The sequence below is a fragment of the Streptomyces sp. NPDC003943 genome (assembly GCF_053605265.1).
Map to the genome: position 1 here is coordinate 1 of NZ_JBSGIW010000031.1, position 23,934 is coordinate 23,934.

At 68.4% G+C, this 23,934-nt stretch carries 26 protein-coding genes and 2 pseudogenes; 16 read left to right on the top strand and 12 right to left on the bottom strand.

Translation table 11 applies throughout. The features are described from left to right. The first annotated feature begins 719 nt into the window (after positions 1 to 719). The 3 genes from ACWEV0_RS15435 to ACWEV0_RS15445 all read left to right on the top strand — a co-directional run bounded on the left by ACWEV0_RS15435 (position 720) and on the right by ACWEV0_RS15445 (position 2,910). Positions 720 to 1,379: a hypothetical protein gene (locus ACWEV0_RS15435; protein ID WP_453149787.1), complete on the top strand. Its 660-nt coding sequence runs from the start codon at positions 720 to 722 to the stop codon at positions 1,377 to 1,379. A gap of 77 nt (positions 1,380 to 1,456) precedes the next feature. Then, on the top strand, positions 1,457 to 2,584 hold the full coding sequence (locus ACWEV0_RS15440) for a hypothetical protein (RefSeq protein ID WP_453149788.1): 1,128 nt from the start codon (positions 1,457 to 1,459) through the stop codon (positions 2,582 to 2,584). Positions 2,585 to 2,637: 53 nt separating this feature from the next. Continuing rightward, a complete protein-coding gene (locus tag ACWEV0_RS15445; RefSeq protein WP_453149789.1) occupies positions 2,638 to 2,910 on the top strand; it encodes a hypothetical protein in 273 nt (90 codons plus the stop codon). 19 nt (positions 2,911 to 2,929) lie between these two features. On the opposite strand, the gene ACWEV0_RS15450 is transcribed toward ACWEV0_RS15445, so the two are convergent. Further along, complete coding sequence (locus tag ACWEV0_RS15450) at positions 2,930 to 3,565, bottom strand: hypothetical protein (protein ID WP_453149790.1); 636 nt, start codon at positions 3,563 to 3,565, stop codon at positions 2,930 to 2,932. A gap of 268 nt (positions 3,566 to 3,833) precedes the next feature. Between ACWEV0_RS15450 and ACWEV0_RS15455 the strand changes: the two genes are divergently transcribed. After that, positions 3,834 to 3,992, top strand: a complete 159-nt coding sequence (locus ACWEV0_RS15455) for a hypothetical protein (protein ID WP_453149791.1) — start codon at positions 3,834 to 3,836, stop codon at positions 3,990 to 3,992. Between the two features lie 40 nt (positions 3,993 to 4,032). Here the strand turns inward: ACWEV0_RS15455 and ACWEV0_RS15460 are convergent, their stop codons facing one another. Then, positions 4,033 to 4,323 carry a hypothetical protein gene (locus ACWEV0_RS15460; protein ID WP_453149792.1) on the bottom strand — a complete coding sequence of 97 codons (291 nt, stop codon included), beginning with the start codon at positions 4,321 to 4,323 and terminating at the stop codon, positions 4,033 to 4,035. 110 nt (positions 4,324 to 4,433) lie between these two features. Between ACWEV0_RS15460 and ACWEV0_RS15465 the strand changes: the two genes are divergently transcribed. Next, positions 4,434 to 4,748 (top strand): hypothetical protein, encoded by a 315-nt coding sequence (locus ACWEV0_RS15465; RefSeq protein ID WP_453149793.1) that lies wholly within the window; start codon positions 4,434 to 4,436, stop codon positions 4,746 to 4,748. A 388-nt stretch (positions 4,749 to 5,136) separates the two neighbouring features. Here the strand turns inward: ACWEV0_RS15465 and ACWEV0_RS15470 are convergent, their stop codons facing one another. Further along, positions 5,137 to 6,378 (bottom strand): DUF4241 domain-containing protein, encoded by a 1,242-nt coding sequence (locus ACWEV0_RS15470; RefSeq protein WP_453149794.1) that lies wholly within the window; start codon positions 6,376 to 6,378, stop codon positions 5,137 to 5,139. Positions 6,379 to 6,778: 400 nt separating this feature from the next. Continuing rightward, on the bottom strand, positions 6,779 to 7,075 hold the full coding sequence (locus ACWEV0_RS15475; protein ID WP_453149795.1) for a hypothetical protein: 297 nt from the start codon (positions 7,073 to 7,075) through the stop codon (positions 6,779 to 6,781). A 383-nt stretch (positions 7,076 to 7,458) separates the two neighbouring features. Here ACWEV0_RS15475 and ACWEV0_RS15480 point away from each other — a divergent pair, with 383 nt between their 5' ends. Continuing rightward, positions 7,459 to 7,866 carry a TipAS antibiotic-recognition domain-containing protein gene (locus ACWEV0_RS15480; protein ID WP_453149796.1) on the top strand — a complete coding sequence of 136 codons (408 nt, stop codon included), beginning with the start codon at positions 7,459 to 7,461 and terminating at the stop codon, positions 7,864 to 7,866. A 37-nt stretch (positions 7,867 to 7,903) separates the two neighbouring features. Here the strand turns inward: ACWEV0_RS15480 and ACWEV0_RS15485 are convergent, their stop codons facing one another. Then, entirely contained in the window at positions 7,904 to 8,503 is a 600-nt protein-coding gene (locus tag ACWEV0_RS15485) for a hypothetical protein (protein WP_453149797.1), read from the bottom strand. After that, positions 8,503 to 10,230 carry an acyltransferase gene (locus tag ACWEV0_RS15490; protein WP_453149854.1) on the bottom strand — a complete coding sequence of 576 codons (1,728 nt, stop codon included), beginning with the start codon at positions 10,228 to 10,230 and terminating at the stop codon, positions 8,503 to 8,505. Before ACWEV0_RS15490 ends, ACWEV0_RS15485 begins: the two co-directional genes overlap by 1 nt. 1,127 nt (positions 10,231 to 11,357) lie before the next feature. Here ACWEV0_RS15490 and ACWEV0_RS15495 point away from each other — a divergent pair. Then, complete coding sequence (locus ACWEV0_RS15495; protein ID WP_453149798.1) at positions 11,358 to 12,218, top strand: S1 family peptidase; 861 nt, start codon at positions 11,358 to 11,360, stop codon at positions 12,216 to 12,218. Between the two features lie 650 nt (positions 12,219 to 12,868). On the opposite strand, the pseudogene ACWEV0_RS15500 reads toward ACWEV0_RS15495, so the two are convergent. Both ACWEV0_RS15500 and ACWEV0_RS15505 read right to left on the bottom strand, forming a co-directional pair. Then, positions 12,869 to 13,514, bottom strand: a pseudogene (locus ACWEV0_RS15500) (NADPH-dependent F420 reductase). After that, positions 13,511 to 14,080: pseudogene (locus ACWEV0_RS15505) on the bottom strand (hypothetical protein). Before ACWEV0_RS15505 ends, ACWEV0_RS15500 begins: the two co-directional pseudogenes overlap by 4 nt. A 443-nt stretch (positions 14,081 to 14,523) precedes the next feature. Between ACWEV0_RS15505 and ACWEV0_RS15510 the strand changes: the two are divergent. The 4 genes from ACWEV0_RS15510 (at position 14,524) to ACWEV0_RS15525 (ending at position 16,279) form a co-directional block, all read left to right on the top strand. Then, complete coding sequence (locus tag ACWEV0_RS15510) at positions 14,524 to 14,682, top strand: hypothetical protein (protein ID WP_453149799.1); 159 nt, start codon at positions 14,524 to 14,526, stop codon at positions 14,680 to 14,682. Further along, entirely contained in the window at positions 14,679 to 14,840 is a 162-nt protein-coding gene (locus tag ACWEV0_RS15515; protein ID WP_453149800.1) for a hypothetical protein, read from the top strand. Before ACWEV0_RS15510 ends, ACWEV0_RS15515 begins: the two co-directional genes overlap by 4 nt. Positions 14,841 to 15,516: 676 nt before the next feature. Next, a complete protein-coding gene (locus ACWEV0_RS15520) occupies positions 15,517 to 15,855 on the top strand; it encodes a MerR family transcriptional regulator (RefSeq protein ID WP_453149801.1) in 339 nt (112 codons plus the stop codon). Further along, positions 15,818 to 16,279: a hypothetical protein gene (locus tag ACWEV0_RS15525; protein ID WP_453149802.1), complete on the top strand. Its 462-nt coding sequence runs from the start codon at positions 15,818 to 15,820 to the stop codon at positions 16,277 to 16,279. The genes ACWEV0_RS15520 and ACWEV0_RS15525 overlap by 38 nt, the downstream gene beginning before the upstream one ends. Here ACWEV0_RS15525 and ACWEV0_RS15530 read toward each other — a convergent pair. Beyond that, on the bottom strand, positions 16,269 to 17,039 hold the full coding sequence (locus tag ACWEV0_RS15530) for an alcohol dehydrogenase catalytic domain-containing protein (protein WP_453149803.1): 771 nt from the start codon (positions 17,037 to 17,039) through the stop codon (positions 16,269 to 16,271). The genes ACWEV0_RS15525 and ACWEV0_RS15530 overlap by 11 nt on opposite strands. Before the next feature lie 225 nt (positions 17,040 to 17,264). Here ACWEV0_RS15530 and ACWEV0_RS15535 point away from each other — a divergent pair, with 225 nt between their 5' ends. The 4 genes from ACWEV0_RS15535 (at position 17,265) to ACWEV0_RS15550 (ending at position 19,960) form a co-directional block, all read left to right on the top strand. Further along, positions 17,265 to 17,588: a hypothetical protein gene (locus ACWEV0_RS15535; RefSeq protein WP_453149804.1), complete on the top strand. Its 324-nt coding sequence runs from the start codon at positions 17,265 to 17,267 to the stop codon at positions 17,586 to 17,588. A gap of 551 nt (positions 17,589 to 18,139) precedes the next feature. After that, positions 18,140 to 18,775, top strand: a complete 636-nt coding sequence (locus ACWEV0_RS15540; RefSeq protein WP_453149805.1) for a hypothetical protein — start codon at positions 18,140 to 18,142, stop codon at positions 18,773 to 18,775. A gap of 125 nt (positions 18,776 to 18,900) precedes the next feature. Beyond that, the gene (locus tag ACWEV0_RS15545; protein ID WP_453149806.1) at positions 18,901 to 19,212 is read left to right on the top strand and encodes a hypothetical protein; all 312 of its coding nucleotides are present in this window, start codon (positions 18,901 to 18,903) and stop codon (positions 19,210 to 19,212) included. A gap of 106 nt (positions 19,213 to 19,318) precedes the next feature. Then, positions 19,319 to 19,960: an exonuclease domain-containing protein gene (locus ACWEV0_RS15550; RefSeq protein ID WP_453149807.1), complete on the top strand. Its 642-nt coding sequence runs from the start codon at positions 19,319 to 19,321 to the stop codon at positions 19,958 to 19,960. A gap of 625 nt (positions 19,961 to 20,585) precedes the next feature. On the opposite strand, the gene ACWEV0_RS15555 is transcribed toward ACWEV0_RS15550, so the two are convergent. From ACWEV0_RS15555 to ACWEV0_RS15565, 3 genes are all read right to left on the bottom strand, one after another. Then, on the bottom strand, positions 20,586 to 20,942 hold the full coding sequence (locus ACWEV0_RS15555) for a Mu transposase domain-containing protein (RefSeq protein ID WP_453149808.1): 357 nt from the start codon (positions 20,940 to 20,942) through the stop codon (positions 20,586 to 20,588). A gap of 27 nt (positions 20,943 to 20,969) precedes the next feature. Further along, the gene (gene istA / locus ACWEV0_RS15560) at positions 20,970 to 21,875 is read right to left on the bottom strand and encodes an IS21 family transposase (protein ID WP_453149809.1); all 906 of its coding nucleotides are present in this window, start codon (positions 21,873 to 21,875) and stop codon (positions 20,970 to 20,972) included. 463 nt (positions 21,876 to 22,338) lie between these two features. Continuing rightward, positions 22,339 to 22,734 carry a hypothetical protein gene (locus ACWEV0_RS15565; RefSeq protein ID WP_453149810.1) on the bottom strand — a complete coding sequence of 132 codons (396 nt, stop codon included), beginning with the start codon at positions 22,732 to 22,734 and terminating at the stop codon, positions 22,339 to 22,341. A gap of 982 nt (positions 22,735 to 23,716) precedes the next feature. Here ACWEV0_RS15565 and ACWEV0_RS15570 point away from each other — a divergent pair. After that, entirely contained in the window at positions 23,717 to 23,860 is a 144-nt protein-coding gene (locus ACWEV0_RS15570; protein ID WP_453149855.1) for a hypothetical protein, read from the top strand. Positions 23,861 to 23,934 lie beyond the last annotated feature (74 nt).

A 23,934-nucleotide genomic window follows, 5' to 3' on the forward strand; every position in this document is an offset into this window, starting at 1 on the left:
GGCAAGGGTTTCGACGAGGTTCTCGACGGCTCGGACCGGGCCTGAAAACAGTCCACAAAGCATACCTGCGAGTCCAGTTGCTGCGTCACTCCCAACGCTGCCGCGCCGCTGCGCGGCGCCGGGGGGAGCGACCTGGCTGGCAGTCACCTTCGGTGACTGCGGGGCAGTCCGGCCGGACCGGGTGCGCGGCCCGTGGTTGGGAGGCCAGCGGTGGCTTCACGCCCCGCTGCGCGGGGCGTTTTACCTGGTCAGAGAGCTGATCGGCCGCTGAGTACCGAGGTGATGCGCTTCCGTCCCCTGCGGGGCCGAAAGCGCCGGTCGCGTTCCCGCACTCCCTAATAGCAACAGTATGCAACGGACACCAAGGGCATGTCCAGCCCACAGAAGGGCCGAAAGAGCGGTCACACAGAGCGTCAGACGGGCAGTCTGCCCGACTGTGGGTGGTCTACACCAAAAACGCAGCAACAAGGAGAGAAACGGGTCTCCGGCCCCGAAAAACACCCGCCGCCCACCACCGAATACCGCCCCCCACAAACACCCATGACGAAACCACAAAAACCCGCACCCGAAAGGCGACTGACAGACCAACAACCCCCCATGCAAAAACCGCAAAAGAAAGACCATCAGAACACGCATGGAGTTATATAACTCTGCTAGAGTTTCTTCATCAGGTGGCCGACCGGCCCCACCAATCTCCCTCGCCGAAAAGGACGCTTGAAATGTCCTCAATTCCCAGCAGTGCAGAGCGGCTCATCGACACGGCCAAGGAATACGAGTGGGTGGTGTCCGCCACATTCGCGGCCGGCGGTACCGGGGAGGTGAAGGTGGACACGTGGCTGGTTGCGTTGGAGGCCTACACGACCGCCGGAGAGGTGTCCCTGCTGCTGCTCTGGGAGCGCGATGCGCGCAACGCGTTCCGGTACAAGCCGGGTGCGTGCCGGGGCGGGGTGGACGGGGTGCCTCTGGCTGACAAGAGCCTGAAGGCCATCACTACGCTGATCGAGGAGTCCGAGCTCTGGGACGACGAGTGTGGGTGTGAGACCCCGGAGGATGCCGAGGACTGGCACAACCCGCGGGTGTGCATCGAGCGCGCCTACTTCCCGGCCCGCGGGTTCTCGACGCGGTGGGGGTCGCAGATGACCCGGAACCGTGATCTTGTCGGGTGGGATGAGGATGGCGGGACCGGCGGTCACTACTTCGTCGAGGTGGGCGAGGGTCAGGAAGCGCTCACGCTCGCGGACATCGTCCCGGCGGAGATCCGTACCGCCAAGCCGGCCAAGTGCCGGTGCCGGGGGACGTTGGCGAGTGCCGCGAGTCGGTCGCTGGTGGCTTCCAGGGCATGTGTGACGCAGTGGGTGTCCGCCTCTACTCCGTGGTGAACGGCGGCCGGCAGGTGTGCACGGAGCACGCTGCGGCACGGGCCGGGGTGCCGGTGAGCGCGCTCCCGGTGCTCGCGATGGACGCCGAGGAACGGCGCTATGCCGCCGACCTGATCGAGGACGACCGCAAGCACCGGATCCTCCGCGGGGCCGCGGACTGGGCGGAGCAGCAGGAAGGGGACGGCCGCACGGTGCCGGTGGGGTACGAGCGGTGGGCGGCAGAGAACTGGACGGGGGACGACCACGCCGCAGCGTTCGAGGCGTGGCTGCGTGCGAATGGGCGTGCGGCCGAGCCGGGTTTCGCGTGGGCGGTTTCGGGGCCGGTCGACCGCGTCGAGCAGTCCGGGGCGCGGCTCGACATGGCCCGGGCCGCGGTCCAGGCCGCGCGGGAGGGACACGCGGCGGCGCAGCGGAGTATGTCGCGGGAGGGTATCCGTCGGACCCGGGAGCAGCTGGACGTGGCGCATGTCGCGCTCGCGGATGCGGAGCGGGAGCACGCGGCGGAACGTGCTGTGAGCGCCAAGGGCAAGGTGGGTGAGGGTGCGTCGGACGCGGGAGTCCGGTATGGGTTCGGTCTGTTGGACGGGCGGGGCCGGAGAGCGGTGCTCGTGGGCGGGTTGCTCGCCGTCTACGTGTCGCAGCCGTTCCTTGGTGACTGGTACGCGTACCCGCTCCATGGCCGGGTGACGGCGCATCCGGATGGCGAGTCGGCCCTGGAGGCACTGGTGGAGTGGGCGGAGCGTCGTGCGGTCGAGGACCGCGAGCGAGTCTGGCAGGAACGGGCCGACGCGGCACGGGCCGTGGTCACGGAGTCGGTCACGACCGAGGTGGCCGGCGCCGGCACGGCCGGGGTGGCCGGGGTGGCCGGCACGGCCGGGAGGTCAGTCGCACAGGCGACACGGGCGGGGGGTGCGGGGTATTTCCGCAGGTCAACGTTTGTGACTGGGGTTCATGTGACTGGTCATGTGACGGGCTGTGTGACCGTGGTCCGGCCGCTCGCGGCGGGGGCGTGGGGCCGGCGCAGCCGTGGGCGTGGGGCGGGTATGTCGGCAGTGCCGGTCACACAAACCAAGAAGTTATATAAGTTACGCCGTGCGGTCACCCCTCGATGGCCGCCTGGCGGGGGTGCTCCGGGCGGACATCCGGCACTGCGTGTGCGGCTCGAAGGGACCGAAGCAACGAAGAAGTTATATAAGTTGAGATAGGGTGGTGTGGAGTCCGGCCCGGAGCCGGCCCCTGACCCGAGAGGCGACGCCCCGTGACCACCGCCCCGCGCCATCACGACCGCTCCCCCAAGACCTACACCGACGGCACCGGCCGACCCACAGCACGGGCACTCGACCGGACCAAGGTCGTGCGCACCGTCAACGTCACCGGCTCGGTCTGGGAAGCAGGCAAGAAGCGCGCGGCCGCCGACCAGGTGTCCATCTCCCACGCCATCGGACTGCTGCTGGAGGCATACAACGCCGGCTTGGTCGACCTGGAAACGATCGTGACGCAGCTCGATGCGCTACACGACAGCGTGGAGTAGTCCACGCGCAGTCACATGGTCATACGCCCTGAGGCCCGTTCGGCCAGAGACTCTCTACGAATCGCGATCCGCGCACTCGGCGCTGCTCGAACAGATCCTCTGCCAGTGCAGCCGTGGCTAGCAGCGCTTCAAGCAGGGGCATCTCTTCGAGCCGTATATCCATCGCGCCATCGAAGTCCCCTCTGCTCTCAAGCTCGTCAGCTTGAGCCTTCAGGCGGGCCAAGGAGGCCTTGAGGGCCTTCATTTCGCGTTCGCGGGCTGAGGGGCTCTTGTGGAGCAGCGCCTCTGCATCGGCAAGCAGCTGCTCCGCCTCAGCATCAGCACGAGCGACCGGACCGCTGTCCTCTCGTTCGTTCTCCAAAGGGGGAGGAATGGCCGGTGGGACGACCATCAGCGGCGGCGGAGGCGGGATGTTGGGTTCGGCCCCTGCCGGAGGACTGCCGACGGGAGCTGGCGGATCATCAGAGGCCGCGTCCCACAGGGCGTGGAAGCGCTCGACTTCTGCCGTGGGGTCAGCCCGGGGGATCTTCCTGGCGAGCGCCTCCACGATGACGTCGAGCAGTTCCCAGTCGGGCAGGCGCGGTTTCGTGAAGGCGTCGTGGATTCGGCTCGGGCTCGCGACACCGTCGCCGAGGGCGCGCGACAGGTTACGCACGGAGGGCCATCCAGCGCGGCGGTGCAGGGTGTGCAGCTCCGTGCTGAGGGTCTGCCGGGGGCCGGGCGGCAGGGGTGGGGCTGTCAGCTTGGGCACGCATGCTCCGAGGGCTGTCCGACGGTGTCCAGATCTGTCCGACGGACACCGTACAACGTCCGAACACGTAGCCCAGTGTCCTGAGTTGTAGCCCTGTGTGGGAGATCGTCTGCGGGGCTATTTCCGACCCCAACCTGGAGGAGTCCGAACGGAACTCACCCAGGAGACAGGCATGTTCGACACCGCTACGGCGCTCAAGCTGCTCGCACAGGGACTGCTCAGCGAACTTCCCTCCAGCCTGATCACGGCGGCAATCACCGCCCTCGTGGTCTGGGCCTTCCGCCGATACCGCAAGCGCGGCAACGGAGAGGGCGACGCGGACCGGGTCTGAACCCGCAGAGGGCCCCGGAGCCGGTGCACCGGGGCCCCTTCTATGGCAGCCACCCGCGTCTGTCCGCGCGACGCACCCCGAGGCGCTGGGCGGCCTGGTCGGGGCCGAGGGGAACGTGCTGGTCGAGGAGGGCGGGCAGATCCCGGCGGCGCGCGAGGGCGGCGACCTGGTCGGGGTGGACATCGAGATAGGCGACGTCGCCGCCGAGGTAGGCGAGCAGGCTGGCGCGCACGAGGTGGCCGACCGCGGACGCGGTCACCCGCGGCCGGCAGCCCGTCACCATCGTCGCCCTGCTCGCGGCACCGGAAGCCGCCCGGCCGTCGGTTCCCACCGGCCTTCCCGATGTCGTCCCGCTCCGCAGGGCTCCGTGAGAGCACCATCGACCGGTCGGCAGCCGAGAATCCGGCTGCCGACCGCAGGCCGTGATGGCAGAGTCTGCCCATGGTCTTCCTGCGTTGCGAAGCGGTCCGATGGGTCGATGACGAACCCCAGCCCGGCCTGGTCGAGGTCCGCTTCACCGACGCCCACCGCCAGCAATGGACCTTCATCGAGAAGTGGCCCGTCTTCAGCGGTGAGGACCTGCGCCCCAACTCCAGCTATCCCGTCAAGGTGGGAATCCTCTGCGACATCGTGACCAGCGGCAACAGCTCGGGCACCGCGGACACGGTCAAGGTCTCCGTCGCCCCCTGGGGACTGGAGTCACTCGACGGACACATCGAGTTCGAAGTGCGGGCTGATCAATTGACCACCAGCTGAGGTCCACGATCACCGGGCCCCGCCGACCTGACGGTCGGCGGGGCCCACGCATGCTCTTTGCCCCCCACCTTCCTCACACCGTTCAAGCAACAACGAAGTCAGGCGAAGAGCGGATCCCCATCAGGGCGTCCTCGCGGACGATGCACTCGCCGCAGATGGCACAGCACGGTGCCACCGACAGCACCCACGCGGCTTCGAGCCCGTCGAATGGCTTTGTCCACGAGAACAGGAGTCGTTTGTCGATGAGCGCGGGAGGCACCCCGAAGGCGGCGCTAAGTCGATGTTCACGAGCTCGGGAGGCACCCGCCGAGTGTGGTGAACCGTGCTGTCGAGATCGTCGCCAGCTGCAGCCACGCACCGGCGACTGCGCCCGTAGGCGGGACCGTGCCTACACAGCCGCATCGGAGGGGTTTCCGTCCCGCTCCGGGAGCAGCTCGGGCATCCCCTCCACCAGCACCACGACGCCGGTTACCTCACCGGCCTCGGAACGGCCGACCCACACCGGGTACGTACCGTCCCCGTTCGTCGCGAAGGACATGAGCTCGCCGCCGGAAGCCTCGTCGAAGGTGCACTGCATGAAGAGGGAACCGTCGTCGATGTCCTCGTAGCCGTCCAGGTCCGGCTCCCCCTGGATCAGCCCCCGTTCGAAGAGCGCGATGAGCGGCTTCCAGGACCCGGCGTCGGCGAAGCAGCCGGTGGCGCCGTCGGTGTCGAAGCCGGCTATCTGCTGCTCGATGAACAGGCGGGGATCGTCGTCCGGGCCGAGGGCCATCGCCCAGGTCGCTGCGGGGGTCTCGCTGACGATCAGGCGGACGGCGGTGGGTTCCGTGGTCGTGATCTCGGCGTCCCGCCACTCGCAGTGGTAGCTGAAGCGGACCCGGGCCTCGTCGAGTACGTACTCCCCGGGCGGGACAGGGACCGTAATGCGCGGCCCGTCGCCGTGGTCGATGTCCGGGCCGGAGACGGCCAGCAGCCCGCTGGGCACGCGCAGGGTGCCGACCCGGCGCGGCTCCACGACGGTCATCTCGGGGTGGTATCCGTCGGTCACGCGCGCTCCGGGCCGGAACAGCTCGTTGATCGGCCCGGGCTGCGCGGGGCGCGGCGGACGCCAGCAGGTAGCGGGGGCGCTTCCGTCACCTGGCTCGGCTGCCTCGGCCACCTCAGCCGCTTCGAGGGCTGGCGGATCAATGAGCCCGTGTACTTGGGCCGAGAGCAGCGGCCACTCGCCGAAGGCGGGGCGGTCCATCCAGCGTTCGTCGTCCCGGAGCTCGGGCGAGGTGGCGCAGGAGCTCCCGTGCTGCCCCTGCCGCTCCTCCGTTCGTCGGCCCCTCCCGTCCGGGAGGAGGTCCAGGGTGATGCGTGGGCACGCCTTGTCGAACTCCCCCATCTCTGGGCCTGTGTAGTACCAGCCGACGGAGTATCTGCGCAGCAGCCGCGACGGGTCGTCCAGCAGCCGCATGTCCAGATCGTATGTGCGGCGGCCTTGGGCGTCGTAGACCCACAAACCGACGTAGTGGTCCCGCCAGGAGACCAGCCGGACTTCCAGCGGAGCCTTCCGACCCGGCTCCCGGTACACCACCACGTACGGAAGCCCGGCAGCATCCCGCTCCCGGGCCTCCTCGACGGACATCGGCCGCCAGGGCGCGCAAGACTCCAGGTCCCACGCCTGCGCGTACCCCACCTCAACGACCACTGCCGCTCCCCTTCGTGCAACCTGCCGTGGCTCCGTGTTGAGCTGCAAGATAACCGCCGCCTGTGACAACGCCCTATTGGGCGGGCGGCGGCGGGCCAGCTCCGGCGCCGAGCGGTCGTGCCGGTGAACCGGTCCATGGACCGGGCAACGAGTGGCTTGCCAGCGTGATCGTTGATCCGCAGACGCCGCTCTGCCATGGACCGCGTAGGCGCAGGCGCTCAGTGGCTCCCGAACTCATCGACATTGATCAAGCGACAGGTGCCGCGGTGACTCCCGAAGCCGTCGACAAACGACTCCCGTTCTCGGGTTCTGGCACAACTTCTGTGACGGAGAGCTTTCAGGCCGACGGCTGGCGCGTTGACTGCGCAGTGTCGTGGACCAGTTCAGCAAGCTGGATCAGGAAACCGTACGTCGCCATGCGCCCGTGAATCCGGATGAAGTAGGACTGGCTGGAGCACTTGAAGATCTCTCGCCGGCGCACCTTCCAGAGCGTGTGCTCGTATGCGTTCACGGCCTCTAAAAGGGACGATTCCGCTTCCTCCGCGCTGCCGTCGAACTCCTTGAGGGTCCGTGCATCTCGATCTGTCTCGGTGACACCGTCAACAGGTATGGCCAGCACGATCCACCGAGACATCCTGATGTCTGTTCCTTCCCCCTGGCACCGCCTGCCGCGACGCGCACGGCGCAAGTCTGGCAGACGCCCAGCACGCTAGACCTTCACCACAGAAGTTGTGCCAGAACCCGTTCTCGTGTGCAGGGCCAGTCGAAACCCTCAGCACCGCGGCGGGCGTCGTCCTGGTCGTACGGCACAGCTTCTCCTGGGGAAAGGACGCCCGCCCCGGGCAGGTTCCGGGGGCTCACGGGGCGGGGTGGGGGAAGGGTCCCCGGAATCGGGTTGCCGGTTGTCGGAGGGTGTGTCAGCGTTCGGGCGGGACCGGTAGTTGATCATCGGCGGCCGGTCGGTACCGGCCTGCCGGCGGTCCGCCGGAGAGCTGACGAACGAGGGGAACCCGAGCCGTGGGGAACAGTTACGAGGACCAGTGCCGCCGGTCGCTGGCCGACGAGCAGGCCAACAGCCTCGCCCTGACCAACGACTGGGCACACGTGGACAGGGAGCAGGTCCACCGCGACTGGGACGTCCTGTACCGGGAGATCACGGCTCTGCTGGAGGGCGGCTCCCTGCCGGGAGACCCGGAGGTCCAGGAGCTCGTCCGCCGGCACTTCGACATCGTCTGCCGGTTCTACGTCCCTTCCCGGGATGCCTACGTCGGCATGTCGCTCTTCTACGCCGAGGACGAGGCCATGAGAGCGTTCCACGACTCCTACCACCCCCGGATGGCGGAGTTCCTGGGCGCCGGCATCAAGGTGTTCGCCGAGCAGGGCAGCGGCTTCGCCGCCGGGGCGGGGGCCGGGGCCCCGGCGTAGCCGGCCCGGCCCCCGCCCCGGCCGGTCTACTAGGTGGTCAGGCGCCGATGCCGACCGAGGAGACGTACGCGTACGCGTTGTAATCGGAGTCCAAGTCGCTGATGACGTCGTCCCAGATCTCGTCGACGAGATCTTCGTTCTGGTCGGCGTAGGCGTCGACGAGGTCGGACCAGACGTAGCGGACCGTGATGGAGCGCTGGGAGACGGTGGGGCGAAATCGCTTCTCGGAGACGTGGGTCTGGTCGACGGGGTAGATCTCCACGCGGCGCCCGCGGCCGTCGTTGTCCAAGTGCCTCTTCAGCCAGCCGGAGCGGATCAGGTTCTCGCGCCGGCGGACCCAGTACGCGGAGTCGATGCGCTCCAGGTTCGCCTTCGAGGGGCTGGACTTGCCGCGCATCCAGGAGCGGATCGTGCGGGCGCTCACGCCCTGGTCCTTCAGCGCCTGGCGGCCGGCCGGGCTGTCGAGGTAGCGCAGGCGGGCGGAAAGCCCGCGCCTGGAGGTGACCGGCGAGGAGATACCGGAGGAGTACACGATCCGGTTCAGCTCCAAAATCAGGGCCTGGCCACCCTTCACTCCCCGGGTGTTGAACTTGCCGAAATCTCCCCAGCGGGACCACAGCTCCGGAGAACCGGCCATTACCGCTTACCCCCAAGAATGTAGGTGGTCTTTTCCTTGACCTGGCTCAGGTCCCTGCCCTCCGGGAAAACCGTCCGCCAGTCGCCGATCACGTGCAGTTCGTCCGTTCCGGAAATCTCGACCACCTGCAGTCCGGCCTTCTGCGCCTTGCGGGCCTTCATCCACAGATTCGCGAACGCCTTCGAGCGGATGATGTGCATCCAGTCCGGGCGGCGGATCTCGCGGTTAGCAGTGGACTCGCCGATAGTGGAGACGAACTTAGAATACATGGCCTTCACATAGGCCACGGTCAATTCGTCGCCCTCGACGAGCGCGGTTTTCCGGGATTCCGCGAGCGCCCGGCGCAGCTTTTCCAGAAGCCCTTCGGTGGCACCGGAGACCAGCGAGCGGTGGATCACCGGCGCGTCGGCAAGACCCTGCCGGGCGCAGTCGAGCAGCAGGCGCAGCGTGGACTCCGTGACCCACAGCTCCCCCGGCTCCATGCGGGCCCCGAGCGGGTTGGGCAGGTCGTCGTGCTCCCAGTCGGCGGGGGTGATCAGGTGCACGCCGGCCTTCTTCGGGTCGTGGACTCCGCTGGTGTCCTCGCGGAGCTGGCCGATCGGCAGCCACGCCTTCATCGCCGACAGGTAGGCCGCGTTCATGTCGAGCGCGGTCACCTCGAACCGCGTCCCCTTCTTCGCCGCCGAGAAAATCTCGGCATTACGCCACTTCGGGCGTCCCTCCCAGATCTCGTCCGCGCCCTTCTGGGACTTCTTCCGCAGGATTTCGGCAGTCGGCGGGAATTCCGAATGCTCGTACCGGCCGCCGACCCGGGAGGACTTCAACAGCGTCATCACGTCCGGAATCGCGGACTTGATCAGTTCCGCCTGCGCCAGCTCCATGTCGCCCGAGCACGCCGCGAGGACGTCGTGCACCCGGTCGGAGATCTGCTCCAGGAGCGTGGCCGAGGCGTACCCCGGAGCAGACCGCGGTACCCCGTCCGGCGCTGCCGCAGCGACCGGCGCGGCTTCCGGCTCGGGCGCGCTGACGGGCCCGGCGGCCGCGGGCACCTCGGCCGGAGCAGCGGCCGGTACGGGCGGCGCGGCCGGGTGCTGTGCCGCGACTGCGGCGGACAGCTGCTCGTCTGCGGCCGCGAACTCCCCCGAGACGGCCGTCGGCTGGGCCTCGGTCTCCTCGAACTGCGCGGCGGAGACGGCGGGCTGGGGCGCGGCGGCCGGCGAGCTGCTCGCGGCGGCGACGGCCGCCGCGCACTCCTCGGCAGTCAGGTGCTGGGGGAAGCCGTCGACCTCGAGAACGGCCGGCTGCCCGCACAGCACACACGGGCGCGCCGGCTCCTGCAGTACGAGACCGGCCGGCAGTGCGACCTGAGCGGGCGCCGGGGGCGGGGCGCCGGGCGCGGCCGGCTCGGACACCGGCCCGGCGGCGGGGAGCTGCACGCGGGTCGGCGCCGGTACCGCAAGCTGCTGCACCGCCGCCTGGAGACTGGGCACAGCACCGTGCAGGACACCGACCGCATGCGTCGGGCCCGCCAGCACGTCCAGCGCGTGCAGCTTGTAGTGCGCGGCCAGCAAGTCCACGTCCTCCAGGGACCAGTGCGCCTTCGCGGCCTGTTTGCGGGAGACCTGCGCCTGTGACTGCCCAAGCCCTGCGGCGAGGTCGCCCTGCCGTTCGCCGGACCGCGACATCAGCGCGGACACCGTGAGCCTCAGAAGATCCTCAATACCCATCACAAACGCAATCCTAGTATCACGAATGCGGAATCCACATAGAGAATGCGAAAGTCAACTCTTTAGAGGGGCCCACCGGGAGCGCCAGCGTCCCAACGTCCAGCGGGCAACAGCCGAAGGCCTTCGCCCCGGTGACCGGTGCCGCACCGTCGAACGCATCCATGACGCTCTGCGCGGGCGGAGTCCATGAAGCCGACAGCCGCCACGCGGAGCCGAGCGCGGGGCTGATCGGCGCGCAGTCCGACCACATCGCCGACAATGTCCCCGCGACCGCCCCGGGCTTGGTGCGAGCAAGAAGGCGAAGGACCGCAAGGTGCCTCCCGCGTGCCCGGCGCGGGATGGTGGCCGGCCGCCCGCTGGCCGCCGCCGGGTACGGACAGACCGGCTCGGGGAGTCAGACGCCGAGGCGGACCACGGCTTCCTCGGATGAAGTGGGTCGCCGCGATCGCGGAGCGCCGGTCGTAGTAGCCGGCGTGGCCATCGGCCTTGATGCAGTACCACCACTCGAGGTCGTTGACCGTAGTCGCGAAGTCCCCGCGTATCTCGACCTTCGCCCAAGATGCGACATAGCTGAGAAGAGATCGGAAAGATGCTGGATACCTACGGTTCCTGACCGCAGCAGCTCGCTCAAAACAGCACTATTTGCGCCGCCCTCCAGGATCGTATTCCTGGGGGCGGCCGCCGCGCATTATGCGGGCTGATCTCCCATGTGCGAGCGCGGGCCGTCTCGCGCCCGGGCGCGGACCTCCGCCCTGGCGCGACTCGGGGCCGATGCCCGGCAGTTCGGTGAGGATTGCCGCCGGGAGCCGGGTCAAGGCGGTGAGGGCCGCCCGCTCGGCGCGGTCCGAGCACGGTGCCAGGGGAAGGCGGCCACAAGGGTGACGGTCAGGGCAGCGGACATCGGGGGTTCCTCGGTGGGTTCGCGTCGGCGGGTTCGCGTCGGCGGGCTTACGACACGCTGACGGCGTCGGAAGCGCGGATGTGACAGCGCACCGGCAAGAAGTTCGGGCGGGGGATGAACCCACAGGACGGGATTTCGGTCTCGTAGAGGGGTCCGGCCTGGGGGCCAAGCAGCCCCATGGCGTGGGCCCTTGTCGTGTCATCGAAGTTACGGAGCCACCCCCCGAATGAAGAAGAACCTGACCCGTCGCCGTCTGGCGCCCATAGGCCTCGCGGCCGGCGCCGCGCTGGCGCTCGTCGGTTCGGCCGCGACCGCGGCCACCGCCGTGCAGAAGCCGGGCGAGGGCATCATCGGCGGCCACGAGCAGCCCGACGGGACCTACCCCTGGATGACCGCCCTGCTGCACAAGGGCGAGGCCAGCCCCGTGCAGAGGCAGTTCTGTGGCGGCAGCCTGATCGCCGACAACATCATCCTCACCGCCGCGCACTGCGTGACCGGCGAGAAGCCGAACAAACTCGAAGTCACCGTCGGCCGGACGGTGCTGTCGAAGAAGAACCAGGGCCAGCTGCGCAACGTACGCTCCATCACCGTGCACCCCCGCTACCTCAAGGGCGACGAGGCGTACGACCTGGCGCTGCTGGAGCTCGCCAAGCCGGTGACGGGCACCGCCGCGGTGAGCCTGCCGACGCCGGGCACCGACGCGCTGCTGCGGCCGGGCGCCAAGGCCACGGTCATCGGCTGGGGCAACACCGACACCGAGATCACGCACTACCCGGACCGGCTGCGCGGGGTGCAGGTGCCGCTGCTGTCCCACGCCGAGTGCAAGGCGACCAACAAGAGCTACAACAAGGCCGTCAACATCTGCGCGGGCGTCGAGGGCAAGGACTCCTGCCAGGGCGACAGCGGCGGCCCGCTGTTCCGCAAGGTGGCCGGCCGTACGTACCAGATCGGGATCGTCTCGTACGGCGAGGGGTGCGCGGAGCAGGGCGCCCCGGGCGTGTACGCCTCGACCAGCTCGGCCAAGCTGTGGAGCACGCTGGCCGAGTCCGCCGAGGGGCGGCGGATGCTGAGGATGCTCGGCCGCTGAGCCGGCGCCGCGGCCGTACCGCATGTCCTCGCGGGCATGCGGTACGGCCGCGCGCATCATCCGTCCTGACGCCGCGCCGTCACGGGCCGTGGCGGTGAGCGCGGCGGCCAGGACGAGGGCGGTGAGCACGTCAAGCCGGGCGCCGGCGGTGAGCACGTCAAGCCGGGCGCCGGCGGTGAGCACGTCAAGCCGGGCGCCGGCGGTGAGCACGTCAAGCCGGGCGCCGGCGGTGAGCACGTCAAGCCGGGCGCCGGCGGTGGCCAGGGACGTGACGGCGATGAGCAGGACCGAACAGCTCTCCCTGTGCTTACCGGAAGACGCCGAGGGGGACTGCGTCGGCTGGCTTCCACCGCAGTCGTAGGACCGGATCGGTCCCGCCGGCGGAAGGGGCGTCCCCGGCCGTACGAGGGTTCCACGCCGTCGTCACGAAAGATCCGGGACACCCTCGTTCTCGTCTCGCAGGCACCCCTTGGATCACACCGCCAGTGGCTCTGCACACGGGAACGGGAGTCGTTGGTCAACGACTCCGGGAGTCGCCCCGCTTGGAGTAGGCGCGATCAGTGTCGATGAGTCGGGGCGTCACTTGCGGCCCGGTGTGCGATGTCCGTCGCAGCACCCCGCTGCCTGACTTTCGAACCTGGCCTGTGGGGTCAGCGGGCGAGGGAGACGGCGAAGGGCTCAAAGCCGTGTCGGCGAAGGATGTGGGGCACGACCAGGATCATGGACTCAGTGGCGCGGGCTGTGGTGATGTCGCCGAGGTTCTCGATCCATGCGGGCTGCCAGCCCAGGTCGCCGAGCAGGCCGGTGACGGTCTTCTTCGCGTCCTCGTCGTTGCCCGAGACAAAGACGGTCGGTGGGGTGGCCAGGGTTTCGGGAGCGGTCATGACCATGAACAGCATGGTGTTGAGGGTCTTGACTACCTGGGTGTCGGGGAGAGCGGCCTGGAGCTGTTCGGCCAGGCTGCTGCCGGGATAGCACAGGTCGCCGGGCAGGCCGTCACCGGCGTCGTGGGTTGCGTTGGAGACGTCGATGAGGATCTTGCCGGCGAGTTCGGTTCGCAGGCCGGCCAGGCGGTCAAGGGCGCTGTCGCCGGGCGTCGCGTTGATCACGATGTCCGCGGTGCGGGCAGTGGTGCATTGGTCAGTGAAGGACAAGCGCGGGCCTGTGCCTTCGGCAGCCGCTGTGGTCTGTTTCGTCGGGCTCCGGCGGCCGAGGACGACGTGGTGTCCGGCCTCAGAGCTTGCCGGCGAGGTTGGTACCGACGCGGCCGGCGCCCAGGATGCCGATGCTGGTCATGCGGTGATGCTCCCTGCGGTATCGGGGCGGAGAAAAGCGGAGACGTCCGCGGCGGGGCCGACGGTGGTCGAGCGGGAGTGGAAGTCCTTGTTCGGGTCGGGGGTGCGCACGAGGCCGGTGTGGAGGTCGACGATCCCGGCCGGGGTACACAGGGCCTAGGGGTCGGCGTCGAGATATACGGCCTAGAGGACCACGCCGGGCGCGGACTTGGCCTGGGCCAGCAACGCGTTGATCCCGGCCGTGCTCAGGGCCCGGCGCCGGAGCTTCTTGAGCGCCTCGACCGGGTGCTCGCCGGTGGGGTCGGTGGTGGCGAGGTGTTCGCCGATCTCACCGGCGGCCCACAGGACGGAGTCGTCCTCGTCGACCTGCCAGCGGGTGGTGTCCCACCGGTACCAGCCCAGGCCGGGGACGTGGCGGAAGTCGGCCTGGTAGAGCTTGACGAACAGCTTGGCGTTGCCGCAGTCGGTCAGGGAGTCGGCGCGCAGGCCGTGGGCAGTCGCTGTCGATGGGGCTGTCGGCGGCTGTTCGGACGGTGTTGGTGCGCTGGGGCGGCAAAACGGGGGCAGCCTTGGCCATAATCTGCTCGGCCAGGGCCTGGGGGTCGAAGTCGAAGAGCATGTTCCGCTCGCCGCCGGCGGGGCTGGTCACGGGCGGCTCCCGGCGTTCAGAGGACGGCGGGCTCCGGCAGTCATGCCACTGCGGACGATGGCCCGGGCACGGGAGTCCTGCCCGGGGCGGGCAAGGAGAGCGGCTTCCATCAAGCGTTCTCCGCGTCGAGAGCAGAGAGGTGTCCCGCGGCGACGAGGCTGCCGACGGTGTAGGCGGCGCGGTTGAGCTTCTCGGAGAACCCGGTGCCTTCGGCGGCGTCGGCACAATCGCGATCTCGGCGAGGACGGTGGTGAGTACGGCGACAACGGGGTTCTTGGTCCCGCGGGCCACAAGGACAGCCTGGCGGGCGCGGCTCGGTACAGGCCGCGGGGCGGGAACATGGGCGGCGGGCAGGTGGTGAGTGCGCTGGAGCTCCAGAGCGAGCCAGGCCGGGAGCGGCGCGGGGGTCCTCGAACGCGCCGGCCACACCGACATCACCGTCCTCGACGGCGGACCGGCCGACTACGCCGCCGCCCATGGCCAGCAGCTCGCTCAGGGCATGGAGGGCACCCGCTCGTGAACGCGATCGCCACCGCCCCGGCCGACGCCGCCGGGCGGCCCGTACGGCTCGGCCTGTGGGAGTTCACCCTGCTGGTCATCGTCAACATCGGCGTCGGCGGCGTGGTCGGACTGGGACGCACCACCGTCCCGCTCATGGCTCCGAGACCTTCGGACTGACCGCAGGCGGTAACCTCATCGATCGAAGCTCAAAAATCTACGTTGGCGAGAGTAGACATTTGACTTCAGCGTGAGTATGGTTTCTGTCATAGCCCAAGAAAGTCAGCAGGGCCTGGCAGAGACGAACTGCCGGCAAGCAGGATCAGCAGTACAGGTAAGTGCAGTACGCAAGGCGGTGCGGTGGTGGAGTTGCGAAGCCACAGAGGTTGCAGGACGGCGACGGGGCTGACCACCGCACCGGGCGGCCCGCAGTGATCAGGGGCCGCCGCAGGCGAGTCCGCAGTCATGGCAAGAGCGGACGCGCACCCCGCAGTAGCTGGCGTTACGCCGGTGAGCAGTACCCCGAGTGAAAGGCGTCGACTGCGGACGCGCGCACCGGGCGGACCAGTACCCGCAACACCCTAAGCAGTGCAACCGATGAAGGAATGGAGGAACCGAACGCCATCAGGATCGCCCGGGCAGCAGCGTCACGCCCCGGGTACCGCAGGACATCGATAGCGAGGTGGTCTCCGGTCAAGCAACCGCGATCCCCGCACCCCCGACAGCAGCAAGGTCCGGGATGCGGACATGACGAGCCGGCGCATTATCAGGGCCGGCAGATGGTGTAGCAGTTCCTTCGGGGCCCTGGTGCCGTACGGCACCAGGGCCCCTCGACGCGTGCCCCAGGAAGGTGCCGATGACAGCAGACAACGTCTACAACCGACTCGACGACGATGACTACCCCGCCTACACCATGGGCCGGGCAGCCGAGATCACCGGCACCACCCCCGCCTTCCTCAGGGCCCTGGGCGAACACCGCCTCATCACTCCGCTGCGCTCCGAAGGCGGCCACCGCCGTTACTCCCGCTACCAGCTGCGCATCGCCACCCGCGCCCGAGACCTCGTCGACGAGGGCACCCCCATCGAGGCCGCCTGCCGCATCATCGTCCTCGAAGACCAGCTCGAAGAAGCTCAGCGCATCAACGCTCAGTACCGCCGTGCCGCCGAAGCAGCCCAGCCGCCGGCAGCAGGGTGAACCAGCCCGGCGTCTGCGCGGCGACTCCACCTACGGGGCCCGGTCGATCTTCGCCCCCGGCCTGAACATCCTCTCGAACTGGTTCGGCTCACCCCGCACCACCAAAACCGCGTCCGACACCGCTCAGGCCGCGGCACACGTCGCAGACCTGGCTGCCTGCCTGATCTCGTCCTCCAAGGACATCACGACCGCCGACGTCGGCTCCGCCATCCTGGTCCTGGCCACCAAGGGCGCCCTGGTCGGACATTCCCACGTCCGACACTCGGACCTGCTGGCGTACAACAACGCCACCGGTTCCCGACCCCACCACACGGCCCGACCCGGACCCGGCGAAGCGACGCCACGAGTGCCGCACAGGTACGGCGCCCTTCAACCGCTGCCGACCCGCCCAGAGGAGCCAGTCGCACCGCTGCTCACCACGTGAACAAGAGCCCTGCCTGCCGGAATCCCTCCGTACCCTCTCTACCTTGGTCTCGTTGGCCAGGACACGAAGAAGATGGGTGGCGGCGGACGCCCTCAGGCGGGCGTGGTACGAGCCGGCGCGGGTACGCGCCGGCGTGTATCGACAAGCGCGCAGCCGACTGGCCGACCGGCTGTCTCGACGCTCCCGAGCGAGGCCTGTGAGTCACCTCAGCGGCCCCGGCACGCTTCGCCAGCTCGGCCTTCGCCGGGGTCGACGTCGTGCCGATCACCCTGCCGCCGAGATGGGTGATGAGCTGGGTCAAAAGCAGCCCCATGCCACCAGCGGCCGCATGCACGAGCACCGTGTCGCCCCCCTGAACCCGGTAGGCGTCCTTGACGAGATAGTGCGCGGTCATGCCTTGGAGGAGCACGGCGGCGGCTGTCTCGAAGCCGATGTCGTCGGGCAGCGGCACCAGCCGGGAGGCGTCCACGACGGCCCGCTCGGCATACGTGCCGGGAATCTCCACCCAACCGACCCGGTCCCCGACTGCGACGTCAGCGACGCCGGGTCCTACTTCGACGACCGTGCCGGCGCCCTCAGCGCCCGGGGTGAAGGGCAGCGGGAGGCTGTACCGGCCTTCGCGGTGGTAGACGTCGAGGAAGTTGACCCCGGATGCGGCGACCTCCACGATCGCCTCGCCCGGACCCGGCCGCGGCTGGTCCACCTTGGCCTCCTGCAGCACCTCGGGACCGCCCACTTCGTACACCTGTATCGCTCGCATGGCCCTCCAATATCGGCTCATCCCCCACCAACCCCGTTGATGGCGATCCGATTCCCGGCAAGGAGACCAGCCCGCCGCCCCCGCCGAGAGCGGAGACGCCTGCTTTGCACCCGGGTCTGGGACAGGAGACCAAGGCCGTCAAGGGTCGACGAATGCACCACCCGCGCCAGGCGGCTGGGACCGTCGCCCGGTGCGGGTTGGCCACCGGCGTCGGATTCAGCCTCGTTGGTTGAGTGCCCGCGTGAGCTCCCGGTTCGCCGGGCGGGCGGCATCGAGTTCAGCCTGCTGGTCGTCGATCTGGCGGGTCAGTACGATTTCGCGCTGCTCGAGGCGGGTGATGTTGGCTTGCAGCTCGGCGATGTCCGCGCTTGCGCCCAGGCCGGCTTCGCACCATGCCTGCCGCCCGAGATGCTGGGACAGATGGTTCTCCAGCTGCTGTACCCGGCGGGACAGCCGGGAGGCCCGGGCGTTGGCGTTGGCGAGGTCGGCCTGCAGGGTCGCAACGGTGACAGCCGACGCCGATGCATGCGCCCCTTCCGCACCGTGTGAAGGGGCCTGATGGCGTTGTCAGGAACGAGGCCCCGTGCCCCGGGTGTGCGAGAGAAGCGCCGTTGCTCGGATGCGCCTGCCAACGGACTGGGCGGCCGAATTCAGCGGTGCGAGCTGCCGGGACATCCTTCTGCCGCCCCTCCGGCCGCACCCGCGTTCCGTGCGTATGGGCCGCAAGGCACGGGCCCGACTTTCAGATCCCTACCGTTTCTGCGGAACGATCACTGAGGGAGAAAGCATCACCACGGTCCTTCGTCGTCACAAGCCGCCCAACGATCACCTGGGCCGCCTCGTCGAAGAGGCCGCGATGAGCAAAAAGGAGCTGGCGCGATGCGTCAACGAACGTGTGCCGTGAAACGCTCTGTAGACCACCCCTACGAGTGTTGCCAACTGGATCGACCGCGGCATGATCCCCCGCCCACCGATGCCCCAGCACATCCCTGATGTACTGGGAAAACGTCTCGGCCGGATCGTCACACCCAACGAAATCGGCATGAGTACGAGGGACAAGACTGAGGCAGACATCGGCTTGGTTTTTTCCTCGCGACCCTGTGGAAGCCCTGCGCCTGTCTGCCAACTACTGGAGCACCATGAAGCGCCGCACACTCGTCACCGGCGGCCCTTTGGCCATCGCCGCCTACACAACCCCCGTACGGCGGTGGCTGACGAACCCAACAGACGTACCCGAGCCCCGACAGGGTGGAAAGCGCGTTGGACAGGCAGACCTGGACGAACTCTGGCTCGCCTCCGAGGACGCCCGCCGCTGGGACTCCAAGTTCGGCGGCGGCAACTCCATGTCCTCCTCCGCCATCAACTGTCTCCAGAACAAGGCCGCCCCACTCCTGCGAGGCACCTTCACCGAGGCCATCGGAACCGAGTTGTTCTCGGCCACGGCCGAACTCGCGCGAATCGCCGCATGGACCGCTGTCGACATAGGCCAGCATGACGTCGCTCAGCGCCACTTCACCCAAGCTCTGCGCCTGGCCCGCAGCGCTGGCAACGTCGAAGCCTGCTCCTACGCACTGGCCACGATGAGCTTGCACGCGTTTCTTCGCGGACACCCTTCCGAGGCCGTCGACATGGCCGAGGCGCCGGCAACCTCGACGAGGGTCTCCACCTCCGCCAAGCCTCGGACATCCTCTCCCAGGTCCGCTCGACACGAGCCCACGACTACGTACGGCAACTGAGCACCGATGTACGGCCGTGGCAAAGGGACACAAACGTGCAGTCCTTCCTGGCAGAGCTGTCGGCGTAGGCCATCAACGGTCCTCATATCCGACATGGTCAGTCAGACGATCGGTGGGCGGCCGGCGTGCGTCAGCTGCCACACCGTGCGCCACGACATCGCCCGCCGCTCCCCGCGCCGCCGCGCAGACCCTCGGCGAATCCCCTCATCGACGACAAGCCGGCCTTCCTCGACCGGGTCCGGCGCATCCTCGCGCCCTGCGGAGTCTTCTGGGTCGTCACCAAGATCGCCGGCCGCCGCACGACCACCAACCCGACCCTCCAGAAGCGCGGGATCTCACCCCTGGAGGCCGAACTGCTGACGACCGGCTGGTCCTGCGTACGGACCGCCGACCTCAACGTCCTGCGCTGCTACGCCCTGCGGCCCTGCCCCCCGTGAACAGAAGGAAGCATCCGGTGCCAGACATCGAGAACCGCACCCCAGAGGTCTTCTGCGGCTGCCTTGCCCGCTCGGAGCCCGGGGCATTCCTGCAGGAGGAGGCACCGTGGACGCGCTGGCGAACGATCCCCGCTTCGCCGCCGCAACATTCTTGGTGATCGATTTCGAAGGCCTCGCCTCGGCGGGACCGCCTGCCCAGCCGATCGAGGTCGCGGCGCTGGCCCTGCGCCCGGCAGGCGACAGGCCGGTGGATCGGCCGGTTCGAAGAGCTGAGGCGGCCGCCCGCCGACGTTCCTGTTACCGCGCGGGACGTCCAGCTGAAGGGACCCACCAGCAGATGCTCTCCACGGCACGTCCGGCCGCCGAAGTACTGGCGCGGCTCGAAGCCCACCTGACCGCGCCGCCGTACCGGCTGGTCGCCCACCATGCCTCCACGGAGGCCGGGATCATCGGCCGGCAGGCCGAGCACTGTCCCGTGCTCGCGGCGACGCTGCTGCTGGACACGCTGCGTCTGGCCAGGGCCGTGGTGCCCGGGCTCGGCTCCTACGGACTGGACGGCCTGCTCGGCTACTACGGCATCCCCAATCCGGCCGGACGGCACCGAGCGACGCCGGATGTCGAGGTCACCTCCCAGGTGCTGGCCCGGCTCCTGGCCGACGGATACGTGGCTTCGTTCATCTCCTGGGACAGCGTTTGTCGACCGGTTCCGGAGTCAGTCGGTGATCAACGGACCCATGGATGTCGATGAGAAGTGACGGCACTGTCGTGGTCGGGGCGTGGGGGCGGCTCAGCGGGGATCCGAAGCCGTTCGATGCTGAAGAATCTGAGTGCTCCAGGTGTCCACCACGGGACTGCGGCGATAGAAGACGTTCGGCTGTACTGGGTCACACGTCACCAGCAGGATGTCTCCTTGGTCGAGCACAACTTTCTGCTCGACTCGTGTGGGACCTGGCCGACGGATCCGATCGACCTTGAGGTGCAGCGAGTACGAGCCTGGGGGCAAGGGGAAGAAGCGGACCGTTCTGAAGGTTGTCCGATCAACACTGCAGAGGCGACGCCCGTTTGCAGTGACAGACAAGACGCACCACTTGGGCGACATGCTCCGGGGAGGATCACGTAGGTCCGCCTGGAAAAGCAGCCCGGTCAGGCATCGACGGTGGGCCCTGTGGACCAGGTAGCGGGAACGCCACTTCAGTCGACCGTCGAAGACGCTGTTCATCTGCACCGCACTGCTGCCCACTGTGCCTCCATCTGCAAGCTGGTCAGGGCACCTGGCCGCCCAGGCTGGCACGGGTGTGTTGGAAGGAAAAGTGCCCTGACCGGCAGAGGAACTCGCGGAAGACTGCCGACGACAGCGGTGATGGCAGCAGATGTCAGCCGGCCTTGGCGGGTTCCTCGGCCCGTGCTCGGGTGCTGGCGAGGCGGTAGGAGTCAGTGCCGGTCTCGATGATGGTGCCGTTGAAGGTGAGGCGGTCGACAATGGCCGCGCAGAGGCGGGGGTCGGTGAAGGTCTTGGTCCAGCCGCCGAACGACTCGTTGGAGGCGATGGCGACGCTGTTCTTCTGGTCGTAAACCACCAGGTGAGAGGCGTGCAGGATGACCCTCACCCGCTTGCCGATCAGCCGGATGGGGACCGAGTAGCGGTTCGTGCGGACCGGGATCTGGCCGTAGCGGTCGACCCTCGGGGTGAACAGCCGCCCGGTCTCGAACGGCTCCTCCGGCAGCGGCATCAGCAGCCGCTGTTCGAGCGCGAACTCCTAAGCAATGGTCCGGGACCTGGCGCCGATCCTGCGGGCGTCGTCCTGCCGGTCCCACTGCTCGACCATCTCGTTCAGCTCGGCGAGCGATGAGACCTCGGGAACCGGGACGAAGTGGTTGCGGCGGAAGTAGCCGATCTGTCCCTCGACTCCGCCCTTCTCGTGGGCGCCCTCGACGCCCGGGCGGCAGTAGAAGCTTTCGATTCCGCAGTGCGATTTGAAGGCGATCCACCGGTCAGCTTCCACCCTCGCCCGGCTGAGTCCCAGCACCCGGGCGACGGCGGCCTTGAGGTTGTCGTAGCGGACCTTGCTCCGCGGGACCCCGCCCAGTGTCCGCAGCGCGTGGACGTGGCCTTCGAAGAACGCCTCCTGGCCGCAGGAGGCGAACACTCGGTGGACGGCCTTGCCCGAATACGACAGGCGGAAGGAGAACAGGTAGCAGGTCACCAGCTCGCCGGCGAGGCGGATCGTGACGTCGCCGAAGTCGACCTCCGCCTCATGCCCCGGCTGGTGGGTCTGGGGGACGAACGCCTCCAACGGGGCCTTGCCCGACTCGACCAGGATCTCGGGCTTCCGGGCCGCGACGTAGTAGCGGACCATCCCGTAGGAGACGTCGGCGCCGTGTTCCTCGACCAGCCGGTGGAAGATCCGGGTGACCGTGTGCCGCTGCTTGCGCGGCGCGTCCAGGTCCGCCCGCAGGATCTCGTCGATCACCGGCTTGTAGCGGTCCAGCCCGGTCGCCCGCGGCGGCAGCTTCTTGCGCGGCTCCGGCCATGACGAGTCCAACGCCTTCCGCACCGTCCGCCACGTCACACCGTGCTTGCGCTCAAGCTCCCGCATCGACATGCCACCACGGTGGTCACGCCGGATCGCCGCGTACAGCTCGACCTTCGACATCCGCGGCATGACCAGCACCTTTCACCAGGAGCATCCCGATGCTGCCCTGGCAAGAACCTTGGTGCCTCCCAAACTCGTCGACATCACCCATCCGTGGAACAGGGCGCCTCCCAAACCCATCGACAGGTGACGTCACTACTGCTCGATAAAGCCAGATACGCCAACGGGCACTGGAGCACCCTCCTCGAACTGGACGCGGCCGCCGGATTGCAGCCCAACCGACGACCGGCGCCTGAAGCGGAGCAACATGCCCTTTTCTGAATCAGAAGCTGTGCCACATCGTCTTTCCGCAGGTAGCGGCGATATGAGGCTGGTTGTTGATCAGGGTTGCCGTTCGGTTGGGCGCCCATGGACGCCCAACCGAACGGCAGTTGGAGATCGTCAGGCCGCTTCCGCAAGAGGGGCGGGGAGCGGCTCAACGCGGCGGTTTCGGCGTGTCATGAGGGTGATGAACACCCACTGGACGTCAACGTCAACTCGGGTAACCGATCGTGGCGTTGCCCTTGACCCACTCGTAGTCGTGCAGCTTGTTCAAGTAGAAGTAGTAGGTGCCGTCGTCGTGAGCCGTGAAGAACGCCCTCTTCCCCCTCTCGCACGTCAACGTGTGCCCCTCCAGCTTGATGTCCGACCCGATCACCGAACGCCGCAACTCGACGTAGAACGTTTCCCGCTCCCGGCACCAGGTCACCGTGAAGGATGTGGAACCACGCTTCTGCTTCCAGGTAGTGGTCTCCATCTCCCGCTGGAAGCTGAAGGAGATCTTCTTGTCGGTACGGCCAGCGGCGCCGGCCGGCCCCGTCTGCACAACGACGAGCGACGCCGTACAGAGAACAGCGGCCACCACACGGCCCATGGTCGAACGAAGCACGTGATTTTTCCTTCCGGAATGCCAGGTGTGCGATCACTCTCACAACGACGGGAAGACGCGGCTGGTGACGAGTAGCCGTCCGTAGACACGACAAGCCCTGGCCTGCTCAAAAGCCACTCGACTTGTCATGTAAAGACCTGACACAGGCACTCAGCGTCCCGGCAGGGATGACGCGATGCGGCCAGCCTCTTCAGGGCCGGTTCCCGCAGAGCCGACCGTGCCAGACACCTGCCCAAGGTCGTTGACCAAACTGACGCGAGATAGGGTAACTACCCATAACCACGCCGGTGTTCACCGTGGCGGTGGCGGCGGCACCACCTGCACCCCCGGACGCAGCCGAGGACGTCGCGCGGATGCGTCGCGCGTTCGCGGCCGCGGCCAACGACTTTCAGGTCGCGCCGTCGGGCCGGGAGGTACGCGGGTGGCAAGGCCGCACGCTCGGACGGCGTGCCAGCACGAACTGGCTTCGCCTCGTTTGCGCTCCGTCAGACAGAGCCGGTGGACGACTGTGGGAGGGCACCGCCCTCGCGGACACTGCCGTGCCGCAGTTGGTGCCGCGCCCCCGGCCGCACAACCTCCTGGACTGGACGTTGCGGCGCGTACGCGTACCGGGCCGAGCTCACCGAACTCGTCACCACCCCGGCAGTCGTCGCCGGCAGCCCCGTACTCGACCGCGATCCCGGGCTGCTGGATGCCTGGTGGCGAGACCTGCGCGCAGCATCGCGCTCGCTCGCAGAGGTGCCGACCGACCGTGAGGCCGTGCGGCACTCCCGGATCGACCGCAACTTCCGCCGCTTCGTGGGCATCAACCCGCCAAGGGTCAGCGACCGCACCACCGGTCACGCGGACCTGCACTGGGCCAACCTCACTACCCCGAATTTGATGGGGCAGGCACACGGCGAGCGTGCCGGGCGGACGAGGACCCGCGATCACCTAGCCGAGCGGCTCGGCCCCGCGCTACCCCAAGGGCCTGGCTGCCCGCATCCACCTCGTCGCCACCGACCCCGACTTCCGGCGTCTTGGGCTCGCCCGGGCCACCGTGTCCGCGCTGCTGGACCACCTGACACGGGACGGGGGTCCCCCTCTTCGAGCTGCACGCGAGCAAGGATGCGGCCCCGCTGTATGAGGAGTTCGGTTCGCGAGCGAGCTGGCCCTGATGCGGATGACCAGGCTCTCCCCCGCGCCCGGGGAGGGAAGGGC